A 17932-nucleotide genomic window follows, 5' to 3' on the forward strand; every position below is an offset into this window, starting at 1 on the left:
CTGAAGTATATTTTTCAAGCTATGCCAAGGAACGAGAGAGCGATGACGACTTCGACCAACGGGAAATTTGACCGTACACCCCTGATCGCCGGTAATTGGAAGATGAATATGGACCATGTCCAGGGCATCACCCTGTTGCAGAAGTTGGCGTGGACGCTCTCCGATGCACGGCACGATTTCAGCCGCGTTGAAGTGGCCGTCTTCCCACCGTTTACAGATCTGCGCGGGGTGCAGACCCTAGTCCAGGGAGACAAGCTTAAACTGGTCTATGGGGCTCAGGACCTCTCTGAAAAAGACTCGGGCGCCTATACCGGAGATATTTCCGGTGCCTTCTTGAAAAAACTCGGTTGCAGTTTTGTTCTGGTCGGTCACAGCGAACGCCGTCAAATACATGGTGAGGGTGATGAACTTCTCAATGCCAAAGTCAAGGCTGCATTCGGGCACGAGCTAACGCCAGTGCTTTGTGTCGGTGAAGTCTTGGAGATTCGCCAGGCAAAAACTCATGTGCAGCACACGCTCGCGCAGGTCCGTGCCGGTGTAGCTGGACTCAGCGCAGAGCAAGCTGGCTCGCTCGTAATTGCCTACGAACCCATTTGGGCTATTGGCACCGGCGAAGTCGCTGGCCCTGCCGACGCCCAAGAAATGTGCACCGCCATCCGTGCTGATCTGGCGGAAATTTTCGATGCCGCAACCGCTGCCAAGACCCGCCTGCTGTATGGTGGCTCCGTCAAAGCCAACAACGTGGCGTCTATTATGTCTGAGCGCGACGTTGACGGTGTGCTTGTTGGAGGTGCGAGCCTTGATGCGGGTGAGTTCGCCAACATTGCCCGATTTGAAAGCCACCTCCTCACCAAGTAGTAAAGTTCGCCTGATTGACACGGGTGTTTATTGGCTTTGTACAAGTTTGCTCGGATAGACTAGCTTGCGGACTTCAACTCTGTTGAGACGGTTTTTTCTAAAATGATTGTTGGACCACGCTGAAAGGCCCCTAGTGGAAGCATTACACATTGCCCTGCAGATCCTGCTGGGCATCACGAGCTTGTTGTTGACCTTGTTGATTTTGCTTCACAAAGGTCGTGGCGGTGGATTGTCGGACATGTTTGGTGGCGGAATGAGCTCCAATCTGGGCTCCTCAGGTGTGGCCGAACGCAACTTGAACCGCTTCACTGTCATCCTTGGCATCGTCTGGGGAGTGATCATCATTGGCTTGGGACTCATGATGTCCTATGGTCCGGCCTGATCAACTTACACAAAAAAGTCCCGTCCAGCAGTTCAAACTGCTGGACGGGACTTTTTGCTTAACCCTAGCTTTCGCGTCGCATCAACTGTTCGGGGACTTTGGCTGCGGCGTCCTGATCGATCAGCCACATGGTCTTATTGATGCCCTTGGCCCCGGAAGCTGGGACCTGAACCGGGTTGGCGCCAGCCAATCCTAGGCCTACTGCTGCGGCCTTGTCAGCACCTGCAGCCACTATCCAGATTTCCTGGGCCGTGTTGATGGCTTCTAACGTCAGGGAAACGCGCGACGCCGGCGGCTTGGGAGAGTTCGTCACAGGTACCACGGGCACTCCGAGGGACCGGATGCCTGCCATCTCCGGGAAAAGTGAGGCGATGTGAGCGTCCGGCCCCAGACCTAGCAAGAGCACATCAAAACGGGGTACAGCAGGCGCTGACTCGGTGGAGTCGTCGTCGTTCTCCCACTCATGCAGAGCGGCTACGGCCAGTTGAGAAATGTAGTCCGCAGCTGCAGCTTGGACATCTTCGACTTCATCAGAGGCGGCCATAAAATGAACTCGGGCAGGATCAACGTCAATGGCGTCGAGCAAAGCCGACGCAGCCTGTCCGGCATTTCGCTCCGGTGACTGCGCAGGAACGTACCTTTCGTCGCCGAACCAAAAGTTGACCTTGGACCAGTCAACGGCAAGTCGCGCCGGGGACTCCTTGACGGCACGCAACGTGGCAATACCCACGCTTCCACCCGTGAGTACGACTGTCGCTTCGCCTCGTTCACTCTGGACATCAAGGAGGCGTGTTATCAACCGTGCCGCCGTGGTGGCTGCGAGCACGTCGAAGGAGGGATGGAGGGTGATGCGAACATTGGGGCTCATGCCTTCACAACCTTTTCTTCAGCAAGCAGTTTGTCCATACCGGAGGTGACGACCTCACCGAAAACATCGTCTGGGTCCAGCCGCCTTAGTTCCTCCGCCAGACAGTCCTCTAGGGTTCGCCGTGGCAAGGACAATTTCTGCGAAGGTTGGCCGGACTGGTTCAGCACAGCTTCCAGAGCACCCGGGCGGAACAGCTCCACGTTCCCGTGGGCGCGTTCCATAACGACGCGACGAATGCCAGTTCCCTTCGGGTCCTCCTTGACTGTGATGGGCACCTTTAGTGCTCCATGCAGCCAGGACGCCAGCAAGAGGGTGCTAGGGGAGTCTGATGCACCCTCAACCTGAAGGCCGGTCACCGGGCCGCCTGTATCAAGCTGGTCCAGTACGGCAGCGAGCTGGATTCGCCAATTCGTGAGTCGAGTCCAGGCTAAGTCTGTGTCACCAGCGGCATAGCTGGCCCCGATGTGCCGTAGCGCTTCGCGTGGATCTGATTGGTTAGCGGAGTCGGTGATGCGCCTGTGCGCAATCCGTCCGATCGGACTCTTACTAGCCGATTCCGGAGATTCTCCCGGCCACCACGCCACGATCGGTGCATCAGGCAAGAGCAGCGCGGAGACTAATGATTCACTCTCAGAGGCAAGCTCACCGTGCCCACGCAGGACAATCACCTCTGACGCACCCGCGTCACCGCCCACACGAATCTCGCCGTCGAGCCGGGTAGGTTCTTGCGGAGATCCGCTAGCCAAGACAATGATTCGGCAGGGGTGTTCGCGACTAGCTAGGTTAGCGGCCGCAATAGCTTCCTCTTCCTGGCCCATGCGGGTGATGACCACCAGTGTGAGGACGCGTCCCAAGGTGACCACACCGCCTTGTTCGCGCATCTTGACAATCCGCTTGGTGATCTTTGAGGTGGTTGTATCTGGCAGTTCTACGATCATGGCCGGCGCCACGTCCTTCCATCACGTTTCAAGAGTTCATCGGCGGAGGCGGGGCCCCAGCTTCCTGGTTCATAGCTTTCAGGCGCAAGGCCTTCACTTGCCCAGAACTCCTCGAACGGGTCAAGGATCTTCCACGACAATTCAACTTCCTGATGGCGCGGAAACAGGGGAGGCTCTCCCAACAGCACGTCCAGGATCAGGCGCTCGTAGGCCTCAGGACTGGACTCCGTGAAAGCATGTCCGTAGCCGAAGTCCATGGTGACGTCGCGGACTTCCATTTGGGTTCCGGGAACTTTGGAACCGAATCGGATCGTCACGCCTTCGTCAGGCTGGACGCGGATGACCACGGCATTTTGGCCGAAGTCGTCGTCACTGTGCTCCGTGAAGAGCAGGTTGGGGGCGCGCTTGAAAACTACTGCGATTTCGGTAACACGGCGGCCCAAACGTTTGCCGGTGCGCAAATAGAACGGCACCCCTGACCAGCGGCGGGTGTTGATGTCTAGCCGTATGGCGGCAAAAGTTTCCGTTATTGACTCGGCCGGGATGCCGTCTTCTTGGAGGTATCCCTTGACTTTTTCCCCACCCTGCCAGCCACCAGCAAATTGTCCCCGTGCTGAATGCGTGGACAGGTCCTTCGGGAGCTTCACCGCTGCGAGTACTTTCTCTTTTTCGGCGCGAAGGTCCTCGGCATTGAAGGAAATGGGCTCCTCCATGGCCGTCAAGGCGAGCAGTTGGAGCAGATGGTTTTGAATGACGTCACGGGCGGCACCTACGCCGTCGTAGTATCCGGCACGACCCCCGGTGCCGATGTCTTCGGCCATGGTGATCTGGACATGATCAACGTAGTTGGCATTCCACAGTGGCTCGAAGAATTGGTTGGCAAAGCGCAGGGCCAGAATATTCTGGACGGTTTCTTTGCCCAAGTAGTGGTCAATGCGAAACACAGAGTCGGGAGGGAAAACGGATTCCACGATGCCGTTTAGGGCACGTGCAGAGGCCAGGTTGTGGCCGAAGGGCTTTTCAATGACAACCCGTCGCCAGTTCTCACCATCGCTTTGAGCTAAGTCGTGGTCGGAAAGTTGCCGGCACACCAATTCGAAAGCCTTGGGTGGTATCGAGAGGTAGAAGGCATGGTTGCCCTGTGTTCCGCGTTGTTCGTCGAGTTCGGCGAGGGTGGTTTTGAGTCGCTCGAAAGCGTCGTCGTCGTCGAATTCACCCTGCACAAAACGGATGCCCTGGCTCAATTGCTTCCAGACGGTTTCATCAAAGGGGGTCCGGCAATGTGCTTGGACGGACTCCTTGACTTCTGCCGCAAAATCCTCGTCAGCCCAGGATCGCCTCGCAAAGCCCACCAACGCGAAGCTCGGCGGGAGGAGACCACGATTTGCCAGGTCGTAGACGGCAGGCATGAGCTTCTTGCGGGAGAGGTCTCCTGTTACTCCAAAGAGCACCAGCGACGATGGCCCCGCCACCCGGGATAGTCGGCGGTCCCGGCTATCCCGGAGGGGGTTTGCATGATGTGTTGCGTCGTTCTTCGCCATGGAGAGGTTTCGGCCTTATGCGTCAGTGTGGTTACCGGCAAGCGCCGCGACCACGATCTTTAGTTGTTCAACTCCAGCATCGATGTCCTGAAGGTGCAAACGGAGCACGGGTCGTTGATGGTCTGCTAGAACCTGTGCATCACCCGCCGCCTGCGCGGCGATCAGCTCCCCAAAGGTAAACGGACGCTCGGGAATAGCCAAATCCGTCGTCGCAGTGCCCGTAACTTGCAAGAACACTCCGACTCCAGGTCCACCCTTGTGGAACTGCCCCGTCGAATGCAAAAATCGCGGTCCCCAGCCAAATGTCACAGGGCGGGCGGTGACACGGACCAGTTCGTCGCGAATCTCTGCCAGCGGTGCGTTGGCAAGGCGGTCCAGGTATACCTGAACGCTGAGGTAACCGTTGCTTGGCAGAGTTCCTGCGAGTGCAGTAATCGCTTGTGCAACGGTGGTGGCACCGTCAAGCCAGCTCGCATCCAAGCTGGCGCTACGAACCTCAATAGCGCCATCGGTAAAGAGTGCATTGGTTGGTGCAGGGGTGGAGTCAAGAAGCCCGCGTGCAGCTTTCTTGGCTGCTTCCACATCCGGCTGGTCGAAAGGGTTGATCCCCAGCAGGCGTCCGGCCACAGCGGTGGCGAATTCCCACACCATCATTTGGGCGCCCAGGTCTCCGGAGATGGCGATTTCATTCTCTCGAAGTTCGACGTCGGTAGCCTCAGCCACCAGCCGAACTGTGAGAACGTCGTGTGCGCCGGAACTCACTTCGGGCGAGTCGGGCCCGGCAACCACGGGCAGAACACCTTTGCCCAACTTTCCCGTTGATTCGGCGATGAGCTGTTCCGCCCAGTCCGGGAAGCCATGAATCCCGCTGCCTTCGTCCACGATCACGATCTTATCGCGCAGCGGCGACGTCCCGCCTAAGGCGGCCCCTAGGCGCAGGCCTATGTTATCGGGGTCGTCCTCTCGCAAGAATTCAGCGGCTTCGGCGGCAGAGTCGAGTAAAGCAGCCACGTCAACGCCGGCCAAACCTGACGGAACCAAACCGAAGGCGGTGAGGCCGGAGTAGCGACCACCAACGTTGGGATCGGCGTTGAATACCTTGCGGTACCCACCTTCACGCGCGGAGATATCCAGGGGCGAACCCGGGTCGGTGACGATCACGATCCGGGACTTGGCATCGATCCCGGCCCCTGTGAAAGCCTGTTCGAAGATGCGGCGCTGAGAATCTGTTTCGAGAGTTGAACCAGACTTTGAAGAAACCACAATGACGGTCGTGGCAAGACGGTCCGAGATTGCTGCGCGGACTTGGCCGGGCTCAGTGCTGTCCAAAACTGTCAACTCAACCCCGGCCGTAGCAGTGATGACCTCCGGTGCCAAGGAAGAGCCACCCATACCGCAGAGGACAAAGTGATTGATACCTTCGGCAACAAAAGCAGCACGCAACTCAGCAATTTCGGCGATGAGTGCGATGGAGACCTCGGGGGCCTCCACCCAACCTAGGCGGATGGCAGATTCATCCTGCGCATCCGCACCCCACAAGGTGGAGTCCTTGGCGAAGATGCGTGAAGCCACACGGTCTTGGACCATGGTTTCTAGATGTGCAACACCGGCTGCTTGCGCTGCTCCCGTGGATGCTAAAGCTAGCGACGTCATGTTCAGACCTCCCTAGCAGCTTCGTCCAAGGCATCCTGAACGTGGTTCAGGAGCTCTTTCCAACTGGCCACAAATTTATTCAGGCCTTCGGTCTCCAAAAGGGTGACCACGTCGTTGTAGGAGATTCCGAGACTCTCAAGTTCATTGAGCAGATCATTGGATTGTGCATAACTGGTGGTGATGGTGTCTCCAGTGACTACGCCATGGTCGAAGGTGGCGTCGAGAGTCTTTTCCGGCATGGTGTTGACTACGTTCTTAGCCACCAAACCCGTCACATAGAGAGTGTCAGGGTAGGCAGGATCTTTCACGCCGGTGGAAGCCCAGAGGGGACGCTGAGGAAGGGCGCCAGCATCTGCCAATAGTTCCCAGCGTTCCGAGGAGAAGGCTTCTTGGAAAATCTGGTACGCCAGACGTGCGTTGGCCAGCCCAGCTTTACCCTTGAGGCTCTTTGCCTGCTCTGTGCCCAGCGCGTCAAGACGCTTGTCGATCTCAGTGTCGACGCGGGAAACGAAGAACGATGCGACGGAGTGGATATCTGCTAAATCATGGCCGTTGGCTTTGGCCTTTTCAAGCCCGCTCAGGAAAGCATTAACGACTGCGCGGTAGCGGTCAAGCGAAAAGATCAATGTGACGTTGACGCTGATTCCTTCGGCGAGGGTTGCCGTAATGGCTTCAAGTCCCTCAACCGTTGCGGGGATTTTGATGTAAACATTCTTCTTATTGACCTTGGAGTAAAGACGCTTGGCCTCAGCGATGGTGCCTTCGGTGTCCCACGCCTTGCGCGGATCCACTTCAATGGAAACGCGCCCGTCTACCCCGTGAGTGGACTCAGCGACAGAAGCGAATACGTCGCAACCGTCCGCGACGTCCGCCGTCGTAATTTCAAAGACGGCTTCCTCAGATCGGATTCCTTGTGCGGCAAAGTGGGCAAGTTCAGTCTTGTAGGCGTCGCTCTTGGTAATTGCGGCCTCAAAAATACTCGGGTTTGTCGTAACGCCAACGACGTTCTTCTCTTCAATAAGCTTGGCCAAGCTACCGGTGGTTAGGCGAGTGCGGGAGAGGTCATCCAGCCAGATGGAGACTCCGGCGCTGGAAAGTTGTGCTGTGGGTGTGTTCGTCATGTCTCTACTTCTTCCTAAAAATAATCTGCAGGTGACGTGGAGGGCGTCGCTGGGAACTTTTGGCTATGCCCAACGACGCCCTGGGTGTAGGTGAATACGGGGTTTTAGCTGTTTGCGGCTGCTAGGGAATCCTTGGCTGCTGCTGTGACCGCCTCGGTCGTGATTCCGAATTCTGTAAACAGGCGTTTGTAGTCAGCGGACGCTCCGAAGTGTTCAAGCGAGACTGAACGGCCGGCGTCGCCCACAAACTCGCGCCAACCCAAGGCCAATCCTGCCTCAACGGACACGCGTGCCTTGACGGTTGCGGGAAGCACTGCCTGACGGTATTCGGCGGACTGTGCATGGAACCATTCCACACACGGCATTGAGACCACGCGGGCAGCGATATCCTCTGCTGCCAAAGCTTCGCGGGCTTCCACGGCCAACTGAACCTCAGAACCGGTTGCAATCAAGATGACGTCGGCCGTGACCACGGCGCCGCCCCTGACAGCCTCAGCAAGAACATAACCGCCCTGAGCTGCTCCGGATGCGCAAGCAAATTCGCCAGCGGTGGCAACGCCCGTGCCGCGGGCGTACGTGGGAATATTCTGACGCGTCAGCACAATACCCGCCGGGTTGTCCTTGATTTCTAAGATCTTCTTCCACGCCACAGCCACCTCATTCGGATCGCCGGGGCGGACCACGTCTAAGCCTGGAATGGCGCGCAGTGTGGAAAGCTGTTCCACCGGCTGGTGTGTGGGGCCGTCTTCACCTAGACCAATGGAGTCGTGGGTCCATACGTAGATGGAACGGACACCCATTAGTGCCGAGAGCCGGATTGCCGGGCGCTGGTAGTCGCTGAAGATCAAGAACGTGCCAGAGAATGCCCGAGTTGGCCCGCCCAAATGGATGCCATTGACGACGGCGGCAGCAGCATGCTCCCGGATACCAAAGTGCAGTACGCGACCGTAGGGGCCGCCAGACCAGGTATCTGTTTGCCGAGATGCAGGAATGAAAGAACCAAAGCCCTCAATCGTCGTGTTATTGGATCCGGCAAGATCACACGAGCCGCCCCAAAGCTCCGGCAGGATTGCTCCGATAGAGTTCAACACTTTCCCTGATGCTGCCCGGGTTGAAACATCCTTGCCCGCCTCAAAGACTGGCAGATTTTCTTCCCAGCCTGCCGGTAATTCCTTCTTCTCAATTCGCTCAAGCAGTGCTGCGTTCTGCGGGTTGGCGCTCTTCCATGCTTCGAAACCAGCCACCCATTCCTGATGGGCTGCGGTACCGCGCTCCAAGAGTTTGCGGGTATGGGCTAGGACCGCAGGGTCAACCTCAAAGTGCTTCTCTGGATCAAAACCAAGTTCCACCTTCAGGCCAGCAACCTCAGAGGCGCCGAGCGCTGAACCGTGGATACCGCCCGTGTTCTGCTTCTTGGGGGACGGGTAACCAATGATGGTGCGCAGCAAGATGATGGAGGGCTTAGTGGTCTCTGCCTTCGCGGTTTCCAGAGCAGCGTTCAACTCGAATACGTCTTCGACGTATTCGCCCGTCTTGGTCCAGTCGACACGCTGCACGTGCCAGCCGTACGCTTCATAGCGCTTCAGGACATCTTCGGAGAAGGCAATGTTGGTGTCGTCTTCAATCGAGATGTGGTTGGAGTCGTAGATGACCACCATGTTGCCCAGTTCCTGGTGACCTGCCAGCGAGGACGCTTCGCTAGTAACACCTTCTTGAAGATCACCGTCTGAGGCAATGACCCAAACAGTGTGGTCAAAGGGGCTGGTGCCGGGGGCTGCGTCTGGGTCCATGATCCCACGCATACGTCGCTGGGAATATGCGAAACCAACTGCTGAAGCCAAACCCTGGCCCAAGGGGCCGGTGGTGATTTCCACACCCTTGGTGTGTTTGTACTCGGGGTGTCCGGGAGTGAGCGAGCCCCAGGTGCGTAACTCTTGGAGGTCTTTTAGCTCAAGTCCAAAACCAGAAAGGAAGAGCTCAATGTAAAGAGTCAGTGATGTGTGTCCTGGTGAGAGGATGAAACGATCTCGCCCCATCCAGTCCGGGTTCCTTGGATCTATCCGCATGACTTTTTGGAATAAAAGATAAGCAGCGGGGGCCAGGGACATCGCGGTTCCGGGATGACCGTTGCCTACCTTCTCCACGGCGTCTGCTGCCAAAACCCGGGCAGTATCAACTGCCCTTTTGTCGTCGGCAGTCCAGGTCAAAGGTGTTGATTGCAGATGTGACACTTATTTGGTCCCTCTCGTTAAGCGCAGGCACTAATCACCCACTGCGCAGCGGACGGGCACGCGGTCAAGAACGAGTCCAGGCCTTAGGGCGTGCACTGCTGCGCATTCAAAAATTTCATCCATCTTCAGCTTAGTGCCACTGGTACTCCTCTGAGCGAAAGCAATGGGTTCTGGTGTATTCACAAAGTAACGATGGGACTGACATATGATCTATTTCCGGTGAAGTTGGCGCGAAGCCTTGACATCTGACTCTTCACACGTTTTCCGCTCAGGCCAGCTATGATATTTAGAGCGTTTCCGCCTGCCTTCCGTGCGCGTAGTGAGCACTCGGTACTTTATGAGCCGGAAGCCTGCAGACTTTAGCAACCTAAGAAAACATGGTGACATTACACGTGAGTGCAGCACATGCTCCGACGGCCGGAACTCCAGCACCAGCACCTTTGGTGAATGTGAGCTTTTCGGAAAAAGCCAAGGGCTACCTTGCCCTGACTAAACCCAGGGTTGTGGAATTGCTACTGGTGACCACCCTGCCCACCATGTTTTTTGCGAAGGGCTACTCCGGCAGGGCGGGGGTCCCAAGTCTTTGGCTCATGGTTGCCACCATGGTGGGTGGAGCGCTGGCTGCCGGCGCCTCAGGTGCTTTCAACTGTTACATTGATCGTGACATCGACAAAGTGATGAACCGCACGTCCAAGCGCCCGCTGGTGACGGGCATCATCTCCCCTCGTGAAGCACTCGTTTTCTCCTGGATCCTGACGGTCCTAGCTGTTGCCCTCTTGTGGAGCATCAATCCGCTAACCGGAATCCTGGGCGTGGGGGCAATCTTTTTGTATGTGGTGGTGTACTCGCTAATCCTCAAACGCCGCACCACGCAGAACATCGTCTGGGGTGGGGCGGCAGGTTGCATGCCCGTGCTGATTGCCTGGGCGGCCGTGACGGGGACGGTTCAGTGGCCAGCCATCATCTTGTTCATGATCATATTCTTGTGGACCCCGCCGCATTATTGGCCGCTATCCATGCGTTACGGGGATGACTATAACGCCGCCAACGTACCCATGCTCGGCGCTGTTGCCGGCTCCCGAACGGTCGCAGTCCAAGTGGTGTTGTACACCTGGGCGATGGTTGCCTGTTCACTTTTAATGGTCCCGCTAGGCGGCGCGGGCCCCGTCTATACACTGACGACCATTGCTGCAGGTATCTGGTTCCTTGTAGAAGCCCACAGACTCTACAACCAAGCGAAGGAGGACCTCGTGACGAAGAAGAGTGCCATGAAGGTCTTCCACGCCTCAATTACATACCTGACGTTGGTGTTTCTTTCCCTGGCTGTTGATCCGTTTGTCGGCTCGGCGCTCATGGGCGTAGCCGCCTAAGTTCTGGGGTAAGAATGGCACCCACCTTTGAAGGTGGGTGCCATTCTTATTCGTGCAGCTAGCAGCTAGCAGCTAGCAGCTAGCGGAGCCGGAGCGGATCCTTGCCGCGGGCCAACGCCAGATCCATGATGTTGGTGCCTACGGCTAGCAGGAGCGAGGAGCCGACCATGTGCAGGCCTACCAAGAGCGCTGGCACACCGGTGAAATATTGCCAGTAACCAATCACACCTTGGTAGATGATAGAAACAACCAGCAAGATGGCGGCATTGCGGAGGATGTCTGCCTTGCCGCGGTGCCATAGCAGAAGCAATAGAACTATAGCGACGGCGACCAATAGGTAGACCGGGAGCACGTGGATACGTGTGACCAAATAGCCGTTGAGCCCAATCCGAGGAGACGTTGAATCCCCTGAGTGTGGGCCAGCTCCGGTGACGAGAGTGCCAAGCACGACTGCCAAGTACGTGCAGATGGCGGCGAGGACGCTCAATTGGCGAACTGTCGCGCGGGGCCTGATTGCCGACTCTGGAGCGCTCATACCCGTGCGCCCATACGCGCGGTTCACTAGCAGCATAGAGAATACAACCAGGGCCGCGGAGACCAAGAAGTGCAGGCTTACCACATAGGGGTTTAGTCCTGTCAGCACGGTGATGCCGCCAATGACGGCCTGCGCCGGGATGCTTGCCAGCAGGCTGAAAGTCAACCAAAACAGGTCTTTTCGTTCTTTGCGCAGGTTCCACAGCATAACGAGAAGCGCCAACGCTACAGCTGCAAGCGCAAAGGTTAGTGTCCGGTTCGTGAACTCGATGATGCCGTGGATGCCCATGGCAGGGGTATTTGTGAGCGACTCGGCTGTGCATGTGGGCCAAGTCGGACAGCCCAGGCCGGAACCTGTGAGGCGGACTACTCCACCGGAAACAATGAGTACGCCTTGACCGATAAGAAGTCCCACGGACAATCGGCGGATTGCCGGTGTAAGGCTTGTAGGTAGTTTGTCGGTGAAAGACTTCATGGCGTTACTTTGACTCACTTCATCACATCTTTCAGTTCCATTTGAACCATTTGACTGCCGCCATGGTGCCGGCAGCGGCCCAGGCGCACAGGATGACTGTTGCAAAAATATCAATCCGGCCCTCTAGAAGTGCTGCACGCATTGCATTTCCCAGGGCTCCTGAGGGCAACCATTCCACGATCCCCGCCATTGTGTCGGAGAACTTCTGTGCTGGGAGCACGATACCCCCGAGAGCAGCCAAGAGAATCCAGCCGAGGTTTGTGATGGCCAATGTAGCTTCTGGGCGGACTGTCCCGGCAATCAGCAACCCCAATGCTGTGAATGTGCCGGCGCCGAGTATTAGGAACAAGAGTCCCAACACGATTCCAACCCCAGAGGGGCGCCAGCCCAAGAAGCCGGCGACGACGGAAATAATGAGCACCTGGATGGACAACGCCACCAGGACGGCGATGACTTTGCCGGCAATGAGACCGCCCTTGCCCAGGGGAGTGGAGGACATGAAACGCAGCACGCCGTAACGCCGGTCGAACCCGGTTGCGATCCCTTGGCCGGTAAACGCCGTGGAGAGCGCGGACAAGGCCAAGATTCCAGGGGTTGCAATATTGATGCGGGAATCACCCATGCCATCCAAAATTGGGGTAACGGCGAGAGCGATCAGACCCAAAAGTGGCATGACAATCATGAGCACCAGCTGCTCGCCGTTGCTCAGCATGGCGGCGGCTTCATAGCGCCCTTGGCTTAGTACGCGTCGTCCCAGCGACGCGGGAGCAGCTCTCGGGGCATCGGAAAAGAAGATGCTCATTGCTTGTTCCCTTCGACAGTGAGTCCAGACTGTTCCTGTGCTCCGGCGATAGCTAGAAACACGTCTTCTAGGGATTGGGAGGCAAGGTGAACGGATGTTGGCATGACGGCTTGCGCAGCACACCACTGGCCGAAGTGCTCCAGATCGGCAGGCTCCAAGCTGCCAGACATCCGGTAACTTCCGGGCCGAGTCTGCTCACACGTGATTCCAGATCGGCTTAGCGCCGCGGTATCCAAGCCGGGTTTTGCCTCAAAAGTCATGACACGATGACTTTGGGCTGAGGTGGATTCGCTGAGCAATTCGGGCACAGTTCCCTGGGTCACTGACTCGCCTTTGTCGACTATATAGACGTAGTCGGCAAGTCGTTGCGCGTCATCAAGGAGGTGTGTTGTCAGTACGATCGCCTTGCCGGCGTCACGGAGCTCGCGGATCAGTTCAAAAACCATAAGACGCGACTGCGGATCCAACCCCGCACTGGGCTCGTCCAAAAACAGCACCTCTGGGTTCCCCAGGAGGCTCGCGGCAAGGGCAACGCGCTGTTTTTGTCCCCCGGAGAGCCGCCGAATGGTGGTATTGGAAAATTCGCCGATACCCAGCCGATCCACCAGCGCGTCTACTGAGAGGGGGTGTGAATACAAGGATGCTACGTGCCTAAGCAGGGCCACCGGCCGAGCCGCCGGAGGAAGGCCGCCGTCTTGGAGCATGACACCCACACGGGCCCGCAAGGTTGCGCTTGCGTTTTGGGGATCCTCACCCAGGAGGGTGATGGAACCATCCGTACGGTTTTGCAAGCCCTGAGCGCATTCGATGGTGGTGGTTTTGCCAGCACCATTGGCGCCAAGGAGGGCAGTTACCTGACCAAAGTTTGCTTGCAGGCTTATATTTGAAATGATCCGTTTCATTCGACCCTCGAGGGCTGGAATTGGACCAACATCCTTAACGAGCCCAACGATGTCCAGGGCGGGGGAGGGGAACTGATTCACGATCCTATTCTACGCGACGTAGTACCCCGTGAGGGCAAGGCAGCGCCAGAGGGGTTGGGCCACGTTAACGGCTAACCTTCGTGGGTAGGCTCACCTTACTGGCGTCCGGGAATCAATTACGACATAATAGTGTTGTTTATTGGTGGATGGTGTCAGGCTTTAAGAATCAGCAGTTTTGCAGCCAACAGAATTTTTTGCAGCCAACAGGGCGGAGGTGTCAGGTATGACTCAAGTCGAGCTCGGGATGGATCCCGAGGAACGAACCCGCGATCGCGTTCTCACTGCGGTCCTTGAACATGGCCCGGTCAGTGCCGCCCAGATGGGCAAGCTCTTAGGGCTTACTCCCGCTGCCGTACGTCGCCACCTCGACACTCTTTCGCGGCTTGGCGTCATTGAGGTAAAACTGATCAGCAACGCAAAGTCTGGTGCGGGACGCCCGGCGCGTCGCTACGTTGTCTCCAAGCGCGGTCAGTCTGAGATCGGAGATGACTACCTTCAGATTGCTCGCTTGGCGCTGGATGAGATCCGGGCCGTCAAAGGCGAGCAGGGAGTGGTGGACTTCGCCAAACGCCGGTTTGCCCTCATGGAGGCGAAGTACCGTCCTTTGGTGGACGCGGCCGGAAAAGACGTCGGTGCCCGATCTCTCGCGCTTGCTGCTGCATTGAATGCGGATGGCTTCGTCGCTAGCTCAAATTCCCTGAACTCCGGCACGCCCATGGCAGCAGAGCAACTGTGCCAGGGTCACTGCCCTATCCAGGAACTCGCTACTACCTTCCCTCAATTCTGCGACGCGGAGACGGATGTTTTTTCCCGTCTTCTCGGCGTTGACGTGCGCCGGCTCTCCACCATGGCCAGTGGTGGACACGTGTGCACTACCCATGTGCCAACGGGCCGTGCAGTCATCCGCAAACGCGTCAGCGTTCCTGCAGGGATTGCGCAACCGTCAAATAATATTTCCAACCATCAGCAAGAAAGGCCGTGATGACGGATCAGATAGCGCAAGAAGTACGCGCCAATGATGTGGTGGAAGATTCCACCAACCACGATATTCTCGAGAGAAATCCGGAGCTGGAGGGGCTGGGTAACTACGCCTTCGGCTGGTCGGATAAGAACGCAGCCAGCGACAATGCCCGTCGTGGTATCAGCGAAGAGGTCGTCCGCGACATCTCCGCTAAGAAAAACGAGCCGCAATGGATGCTGGACATGCGACTGAAGGGCTTGAAATACTTTGACCGCAAGCCCATGCCCACGTGGGGAGCAGATCTCTCCGGCATTGACTTCGATAACATCAAGTACTTCGTGCGCTCCACGGAGAAGCAGGCCCAAACTTGGGAAGACCTGCCCGAGGACATCCGCAACACCTACGAGCGCATCGGCATCCCCGAGGCTGAGCGCAACCGCCTCGTCGGTGGCGTCACAGCCCAGTACGAATCCGAGGTCGTCTACCATCAGATCCGAGAGGATCTCGAAGCGCAGGGCGTTATCTTCACAGATACCGATACCGGCCTACGCGACTACCCTGAGCTCTTCCAGGAATACTTCGGCACCATGATCCCGGTGGGCGATAACAAGTTCGCGTCCCTGAACACGGCAGCCTGGTCCGGTGGCTCCTTTGTCTACGTCCCTCCGGGCGTCCACGTGGAAATCCCGTTGCAGGCTTACTTCCGCATCAACACCGAGAACATGGGTCAGTTCGAGCGCACGCTCATCATCGCGGACGAGGGCAGCTATGTCCATTACATCGAGGGCTGCACGGCCCCGATTTACACCACGGATTCTTTGCACTCGGCCGTCGTGGAAATCGTTGTCAAAAAGAACGCCCGCGTTCGCTACACGACCATTCAGAACTGGTCCAACAACGTGTACAACTTGGTAACCAAGCGTGCCATTGCTCACGAGGGCGCCACCATGGAATGGGTCGACGGCAACATTGGCTCTAAAGTCACCATGAAGTACCCGGCCGTTTACTTGGTTGGCGAGCATGCAAAGGGAGAGACCCTTTCGGTAGCTTTCGCCGGCGAAGGCCAGCATCAGGACACTGGATCCAAGATGGTCCACATTGCGCCTAACACGCAGTCCTCCATTATTTCCAAGTCAGTGGCCAGGGGTGGCGGCCGTTCGGCCTACCGTGGACTCGTCCAGATCCGTGAGGGTGCAAACCACTCTGCCAACACTGTGCGTTGTGACGCATTGCTCGTTGACAACATCTCCCGCTCGGACACGTACCCATATGTTGACGTTCGTGAAGATGACGTCTCTATGGGACACGAGGCAACCGTCTCGAAGGTCAGCGAAGAACAACTGTTCTACCTGCAGTCGCGTGGGATGCCCGAAGACGAGGCCATGGCCATGATCGTGCGTGGCTTCATTGAGCCCATTGCGAAAGAACTTCCCATGGAATACGCGCTGGAACTGAACCGCCTCATTGAACTGCAGATGGAAGGGGCCGTCGGTTAAATGACCGAGCTCACAGAAGAAAAAGTAGCAGACGAAAAAGTCTGGTCCCAGGGATTCATCAAGGGTATGACCGAGGAAGGCGAGCAGCTCTCCGAAATCAACCCGGAAACTGGCCCCTTGGGCGGCAGCGCTGCCAAGGCGCACTCGCACGGAGATAGCCATGGTGGTGGCGTCGGTATTCCGGACAGCTCACGTGCTGGACGCCTGACTTCATACAAGATGGCCGATTTCCCGCTTATCACCGGTCGCGAAGAGGACTGGCGATTCACTCCGCTTAAGCGTCTGCGTGGCTTGGACCGAGTCGGAGTGAAAGGTCAGGAGATCAATGGTGCGCCTCCTTCGGTGGAGGTATCCTCCCCAGATGGCGTCATAGTAGAAACTGTGGGCCGCAGTGACGCCCGCATTGGCAGGGCTGGTATCCCAGAAGATCGCGTATCGGCTGCCGCATGGGAGCACTTCGCGGAAGCCACCGTGGTCACTTTGCCGGCTGAATACGCCGGGACGAGCGAGAACGTCACAACATTGACTCTCACAGGCCAGGGTGTAAGCCCTGCGGCGTCGCACATAGTCGTCCATGCCAAGAAGTTCGCCACCGGCGTGGTTGTGCTGGACCATCGCGGCACCGCTGTCTTGAGTGAAAACGTCGAGATCCTGGTTGAAGACGGTGCCAACCTGACGGTTGTCAGCATCCAAGACTGGAATGACGATTCCGTCCATGCCAGTGCCCACCACATTCTGGTTGGCCGGGACGCAAAGGTAAACCACGTGGTGATCAACTTGGGTGGGGATCTGCTGCGCACCACACCATCGGCGCGTTATAGCGGTACCGGTGCTGAAGTTGAAATGTATGGTCTGTACTTCGCCGATGCCGGTCAGCACCTTGAACAGCGTCTGTTCGTGGATCATGCCACTAACAACTGCAAGTCCCGCGTGGTCTATAAGGGTGCCTTGCAGGGCGACGGCGCCCACGCCGTGTGGATCGGTGACGTACTGATCCGCAAGCAGGCAGAAGGCACCGACACCTATGAGATGAACCGCAACCTGATCTTGACTCAGGGCGCTCGAGCCGATTCGGTTCCGAACCTGGAAATCGAGACCGGCATGATTAAGGGTGCCGGTCACGCCAGCGCCACTGGTCGTTTCGACGACGAGCAGCTTTTCTACTTGCAGGCTCGTGGTATTCCTGAAGATGTTGCACGACGGTTAGTGGTGCGTGGCTTCCTCAATGAGGTCATCCAACACATCAAGGTACCTGCCTTGGAAAAACGACTCCGTGACGCTGTAGAGCGCGAACTGGCCGCAGGGACAGTGTAATGACCGACTCCTCCACGCCAGCTGGCGTCGTAGTTTGCCAAGCTGAGGACGTACAACTTAAGTCCGCGGTCCTCGTTGAGGTAGACGACTATCCCATCGCGATAGTTCGTGATTCAGAAGGAGTGCTACACGCGATCGGCGATACTTGCTCCCACGCTGAAATCTCGCTCAGCGAAGGCGACGTGGAGGAGGACACCATTGAATGTTGGGCACATGGCAGCTCGTTCGACCTGAAAACAGGCGCGCCGTTGACGCTTCCAGCATTTGAGCCCGTACCAGTCTTCGCACTATCCGTTCACGGCAGCGATGTTTACGTCGATGTCACCCACATCCTCAACGGCGTCAGTGCGGAATAGTTTTCCGCGCCTCGCCCGCCACACCATAATTCTTAGGAGAAAATAGAGT

16 protein-coding genes are annotated in these 17932 nt (G+C 57.3%); 7 read left to right on the forward strand and 9 right to left on the reverse strand.

What is annotated here, in order from left to right; genetic code table 11:
- Positions 1-42 precede the first annotated feature (42 nt).
- Together tpiA and secG are read left to right on the forward strand one after the other, a co-directional pair.
- On the forward strand, positions 43-858 hold the full coding sequence (tpiA, locus tag LOH53_RS14675) for a triose-phosphate isomerase (RefSeq protein WP_230068501.1): 816 nt from the start codon (positions 43-45) through the stop codon (positions 856-858).
- A 133-nt stretch (positions 859-991) separates the two neighbouring features.
- On the forward strand, positions 992-1240 hold the full coding sequence (secG, locus tag LOH53_RS14680; protein WP_230068502.1) for a preprotein translocase subunit SecG: 249 nt from the start codon (positions 992-994) through the stop codon (positions 1238-1240).
- A gap of 64 nt (positions 1241-1304) precedes the next feature.
- Here the strand turns inward: secG and pgl are convergent, their stop codons facing one another.
- From pgl to tkt, 6 genes are all read right to left on the reverse strand, one after another.
- Positions 1305-2108, reverse strand: a complete 804-nt coding sequence (gene pgl, locus LOH53_RS14685) for a 6-phosphogluconolactonase (protein ID WP_230068503.1) — start codon at positions 2106-2108, stop codon at positions 1305-1307.
- A complete protein-coding gene (locus LOH53_RS14690; protein WP_230068504.1) occupies positions 2105-3046 on the reverse strand; it encodes a glucose-6-phosphate dehydrogenase assembly protein OpcA in 942 nt (313 codons plus the stop codon). The genes pgl and LOH53_RS14690 overlap by 4 nt, the downstream gene beginning before the upstream one ends.
- Positions 3043-4587, reverse strand: coding sequence for a glucose-6-phosphate dehydrogenase (gene zwf, locus LOH53_RS14695; RefSeq protein ID WP_230068505.1), 1545 nt, complete (start codon positions 4585-4587; stop codon positions 3043-3045). The genes LOH53_RS14690 and zwf overlap by 4 nt, the downstream gene beginning before the upstream one ends.
- 15 nt (positions 4588-4602) lie before the next feature.
- Positions 4603-6240, reverse strand: a complete 1638-nt coding sequence (locus LOH53_RS14700) for a glucose-6-phosphate isomerase (protein WP_230068506.1) — start codon at positions 6238-6240, stop codon at positions 4603-4605.
- A 2-nt stretch (positions 6241-6242) separates the two neighbouring features.
- Positions 6243-7361 (reverse strand): transaldolase, encoded by a 1119-nt coding sequence (gene tal, locus LOH53_RS14705; protein WP_230068507.1) that lies wholly within the window; start codon positions 7359-7361, stop codon positions 6243-6245.
- Between the two features lie 104 nt (positions 7362-7465).
- On the reverse strand, positions 7466-9592 hold the full coding sequence (tkt, locus tag LOH53_RS14710; protein ID WP_376991587.1) for a transketolase: 2127 nt from the start codon (positions 9590-9592) through the stop codon (positions 7466-7468).
- Positions 9593-9972: 380 nt separating this feature from the next.
- On the opposite strand from tkt, the gene LOH53_RS14715 reads away from it, so the two are divergent.
- A complete protein-coding gene (locus LOH53_RS14715) occupies positions 9973-10962 on the forward strand; it encodes a heme o synthase (RefSeq protein ID WP_376991605.1) in 990 nt (329 codons plus the stop codon).
- Positions 10963-11041: 79 nt separating this feature from the next.
- Here the strand turns inward: LOH53_RS14715 and LOH53_RS14720 are convergent, their stop codons facing one another.
- From LOH53_RS14720 to LOH53_RS14730, 3 genes are read right to left on the reverse strand one after another with little or no spacing between them, the layout of a single operon-like run.
- A complete protein-coding gene (locus LOH53_RS14720) occupies positions 11042-11971 on the reverse strand; it encodes a COX15/CtaA family protein (protein WP_230068508.1) in 930 nt (309 codons plus the stop codon).
- A 31-nt stretch (positions 11972-12002) separates the two neighbouring features.
- Entirely contained in the window at positions 12003-12773 is a 771-nt protein-coding gene (locus LOH53_RS14725; RefSeq protein ID WP_230068509.1) for an ABC transporter permease, read from the reverse strand.
- A complete protein-coding gene (locus LOH53_RS14730) occupies positions 12770-13756 on the reverse strand; it encodes an ABC transporter ATP-binding protein (RefSeq protein ID WP_230068510.1) in 987 nt (328 codons plus the stop codon). Before LOH53_RS14730 ends, LOH53_RS14725 begins: the two co-directional genes overlap by 4 nt.
- Positions 13757-13979: 223 nt before the next feature.
- On the opposite strand from LOH53_RS14730, the gene LOH53_RS14735 reads away from it, so the two are divergent.
- From LOH53_RS14735 to LOH53_RS14750, 4 genes are read left to right on the forward strand one after another with little or no spacing between them, the layout of a single operon-like run.
- On the forward strand, positions 13980-14738 hold the full coding sequence (locus tag LOH53_RS14735; protein WP_230068511.1) for a helix-turn-helix transcriptional regulator: 759 nt from the start codon (positions 13980-13982) through the stop codon (positions 14736-14738).
- Positions 14738-16213, forward strand: coding sequence for a Fe-S cluster assembly protein SufB (gene sufB, locus LOH53_RS14740; protein WP_230068512.1), 1476 nt, complete (start codon positions 14738-14740; stop codon positions 16211-16213). Before LOH53_RS14735 ends, sufB begins: the two co-directional genes overlap by 1 nt.
- Positions 16214-17527 (forward strand): Fe-S cluster assembly protein SufD, encoded by a 1314-nt coding sequence (gene sufD / locus LOH53_RS14745; protein WP_230068513.1) that lies wholly within the window; start codon positions 16214-16216, stop codon positions 17525-17527.
- Positions 17527-17883: a non-heme iron oxygenase ferredoxin subunit gene (locus LOH53_RS14750; RefSeq protein WP_230068514.1), complete on the forward strand. Its 357-nt coding sequence runs from the start codon at positions 17527-17529 to the stop codon at positions 17881-17883. Before sufD ends, LOH53_RS14750 begins: the two co-directional genes overlap by 1 nt.
- Positions 17884-17932 lie beyond the last annotated feature (49 nt).

This window comes from Arthrobacter cryoconiti, assembly GCF_020905375.1.
GTDB lineage: Bacteria > Actinomycetota > Actinomycetes > Actinomycetales > Micrococcaceae > Specibacter > Specibacter cryoconiti.

What these genes read in the sequence shown, in the direction of transcription:
- LOH53_RS14720 (WP_230068508.1), bottom strand. Translation starts at nt 11,971, where the DNA reads ATGAAGTCTTTCACCGACAAACTACCTACAAGCCTTACACCGGCAATC.
- tpiA (WP_230068501.1), top strand. Translation starts at nt 43, where the DNA reads ATGACGACTTCGACCAACGGGAAATTTGACCGTACACCCCTGATCGCC.
- LOH53_RS14700 (WP_230068506.1), bottom strand. Translation starts at nt 6,240, where the DNA reads ATGACGTCGCTAGCTTTAGCATCCACGGGAGCAGCGCAAGCAGCCGGT.
- tal (WP_230068507.1), bottom strand. Translation starts at nt 7,361, where the DNA reads ATGACGAACACACCCACAGCACAACTTTCCAGCGCCGGAGTCTCCATC.
- LOH53_RS14735 (WP_230068511.1), top strand. Translation starts at nt 13,980, where the DNA reads ATGACTCAAGTCGAGCTCGGGATGGATCCCGAGGAACGAACCCGCGAT.
- LOH53_RS14750 (WP_230068514.1), top strand. Translation starts at nt 17,527, where the DNA reads ATGACCGACTCCTCCACGCCAGCTGGCGTCGTAGTTTGCCAAGCTGAG.
- zwf (WP_230068505.1), bottom strand. Translation starts at nt 4,587, where the DNA reads ATGGCGAAGAACGACGCAACACATCATGCAAACCCCCTCCGGGATAGC.
- sufB (WP_230068512.1), top strand. Translation starts at nt 14,738, where the DNA reads ATGACGGATCAGATAGCGCAAGAAGTACGCGCCAATGATGTGGTGGAA.
- LOH53_RS14725 (WP_230068509.1), bottom strand. Translation starts at nt 12,773, where the DNA reads ATGAGCATCTTCTTTTCCGATGCCCCGAGAGCTGCTCCCGCGTCGCTG.
- LOH53_RS14690 (WP_230068504.1), bottom strand. Translation starts at nt 3,046, where the DNA reads ATGATCGTAGAACTGCCAGATACAACCACCTCAAAGATCACCAAGCGG.
- pgl (WP_230068503.1), bottom strand. Translation starts at nt 2,108, where the DNA reads ATGAGCCCCAATGTTCGCATCACCCTCCATCCCTCCTTCGACGTGCTC.
- sufD (WP_230068513.1), top strand. Translation starts at nt 16,214, where the DNA reads ATGACCGAGCTCACAGAAGAAAAAGTAGCAGACGAAAAAGTCTGGTCC.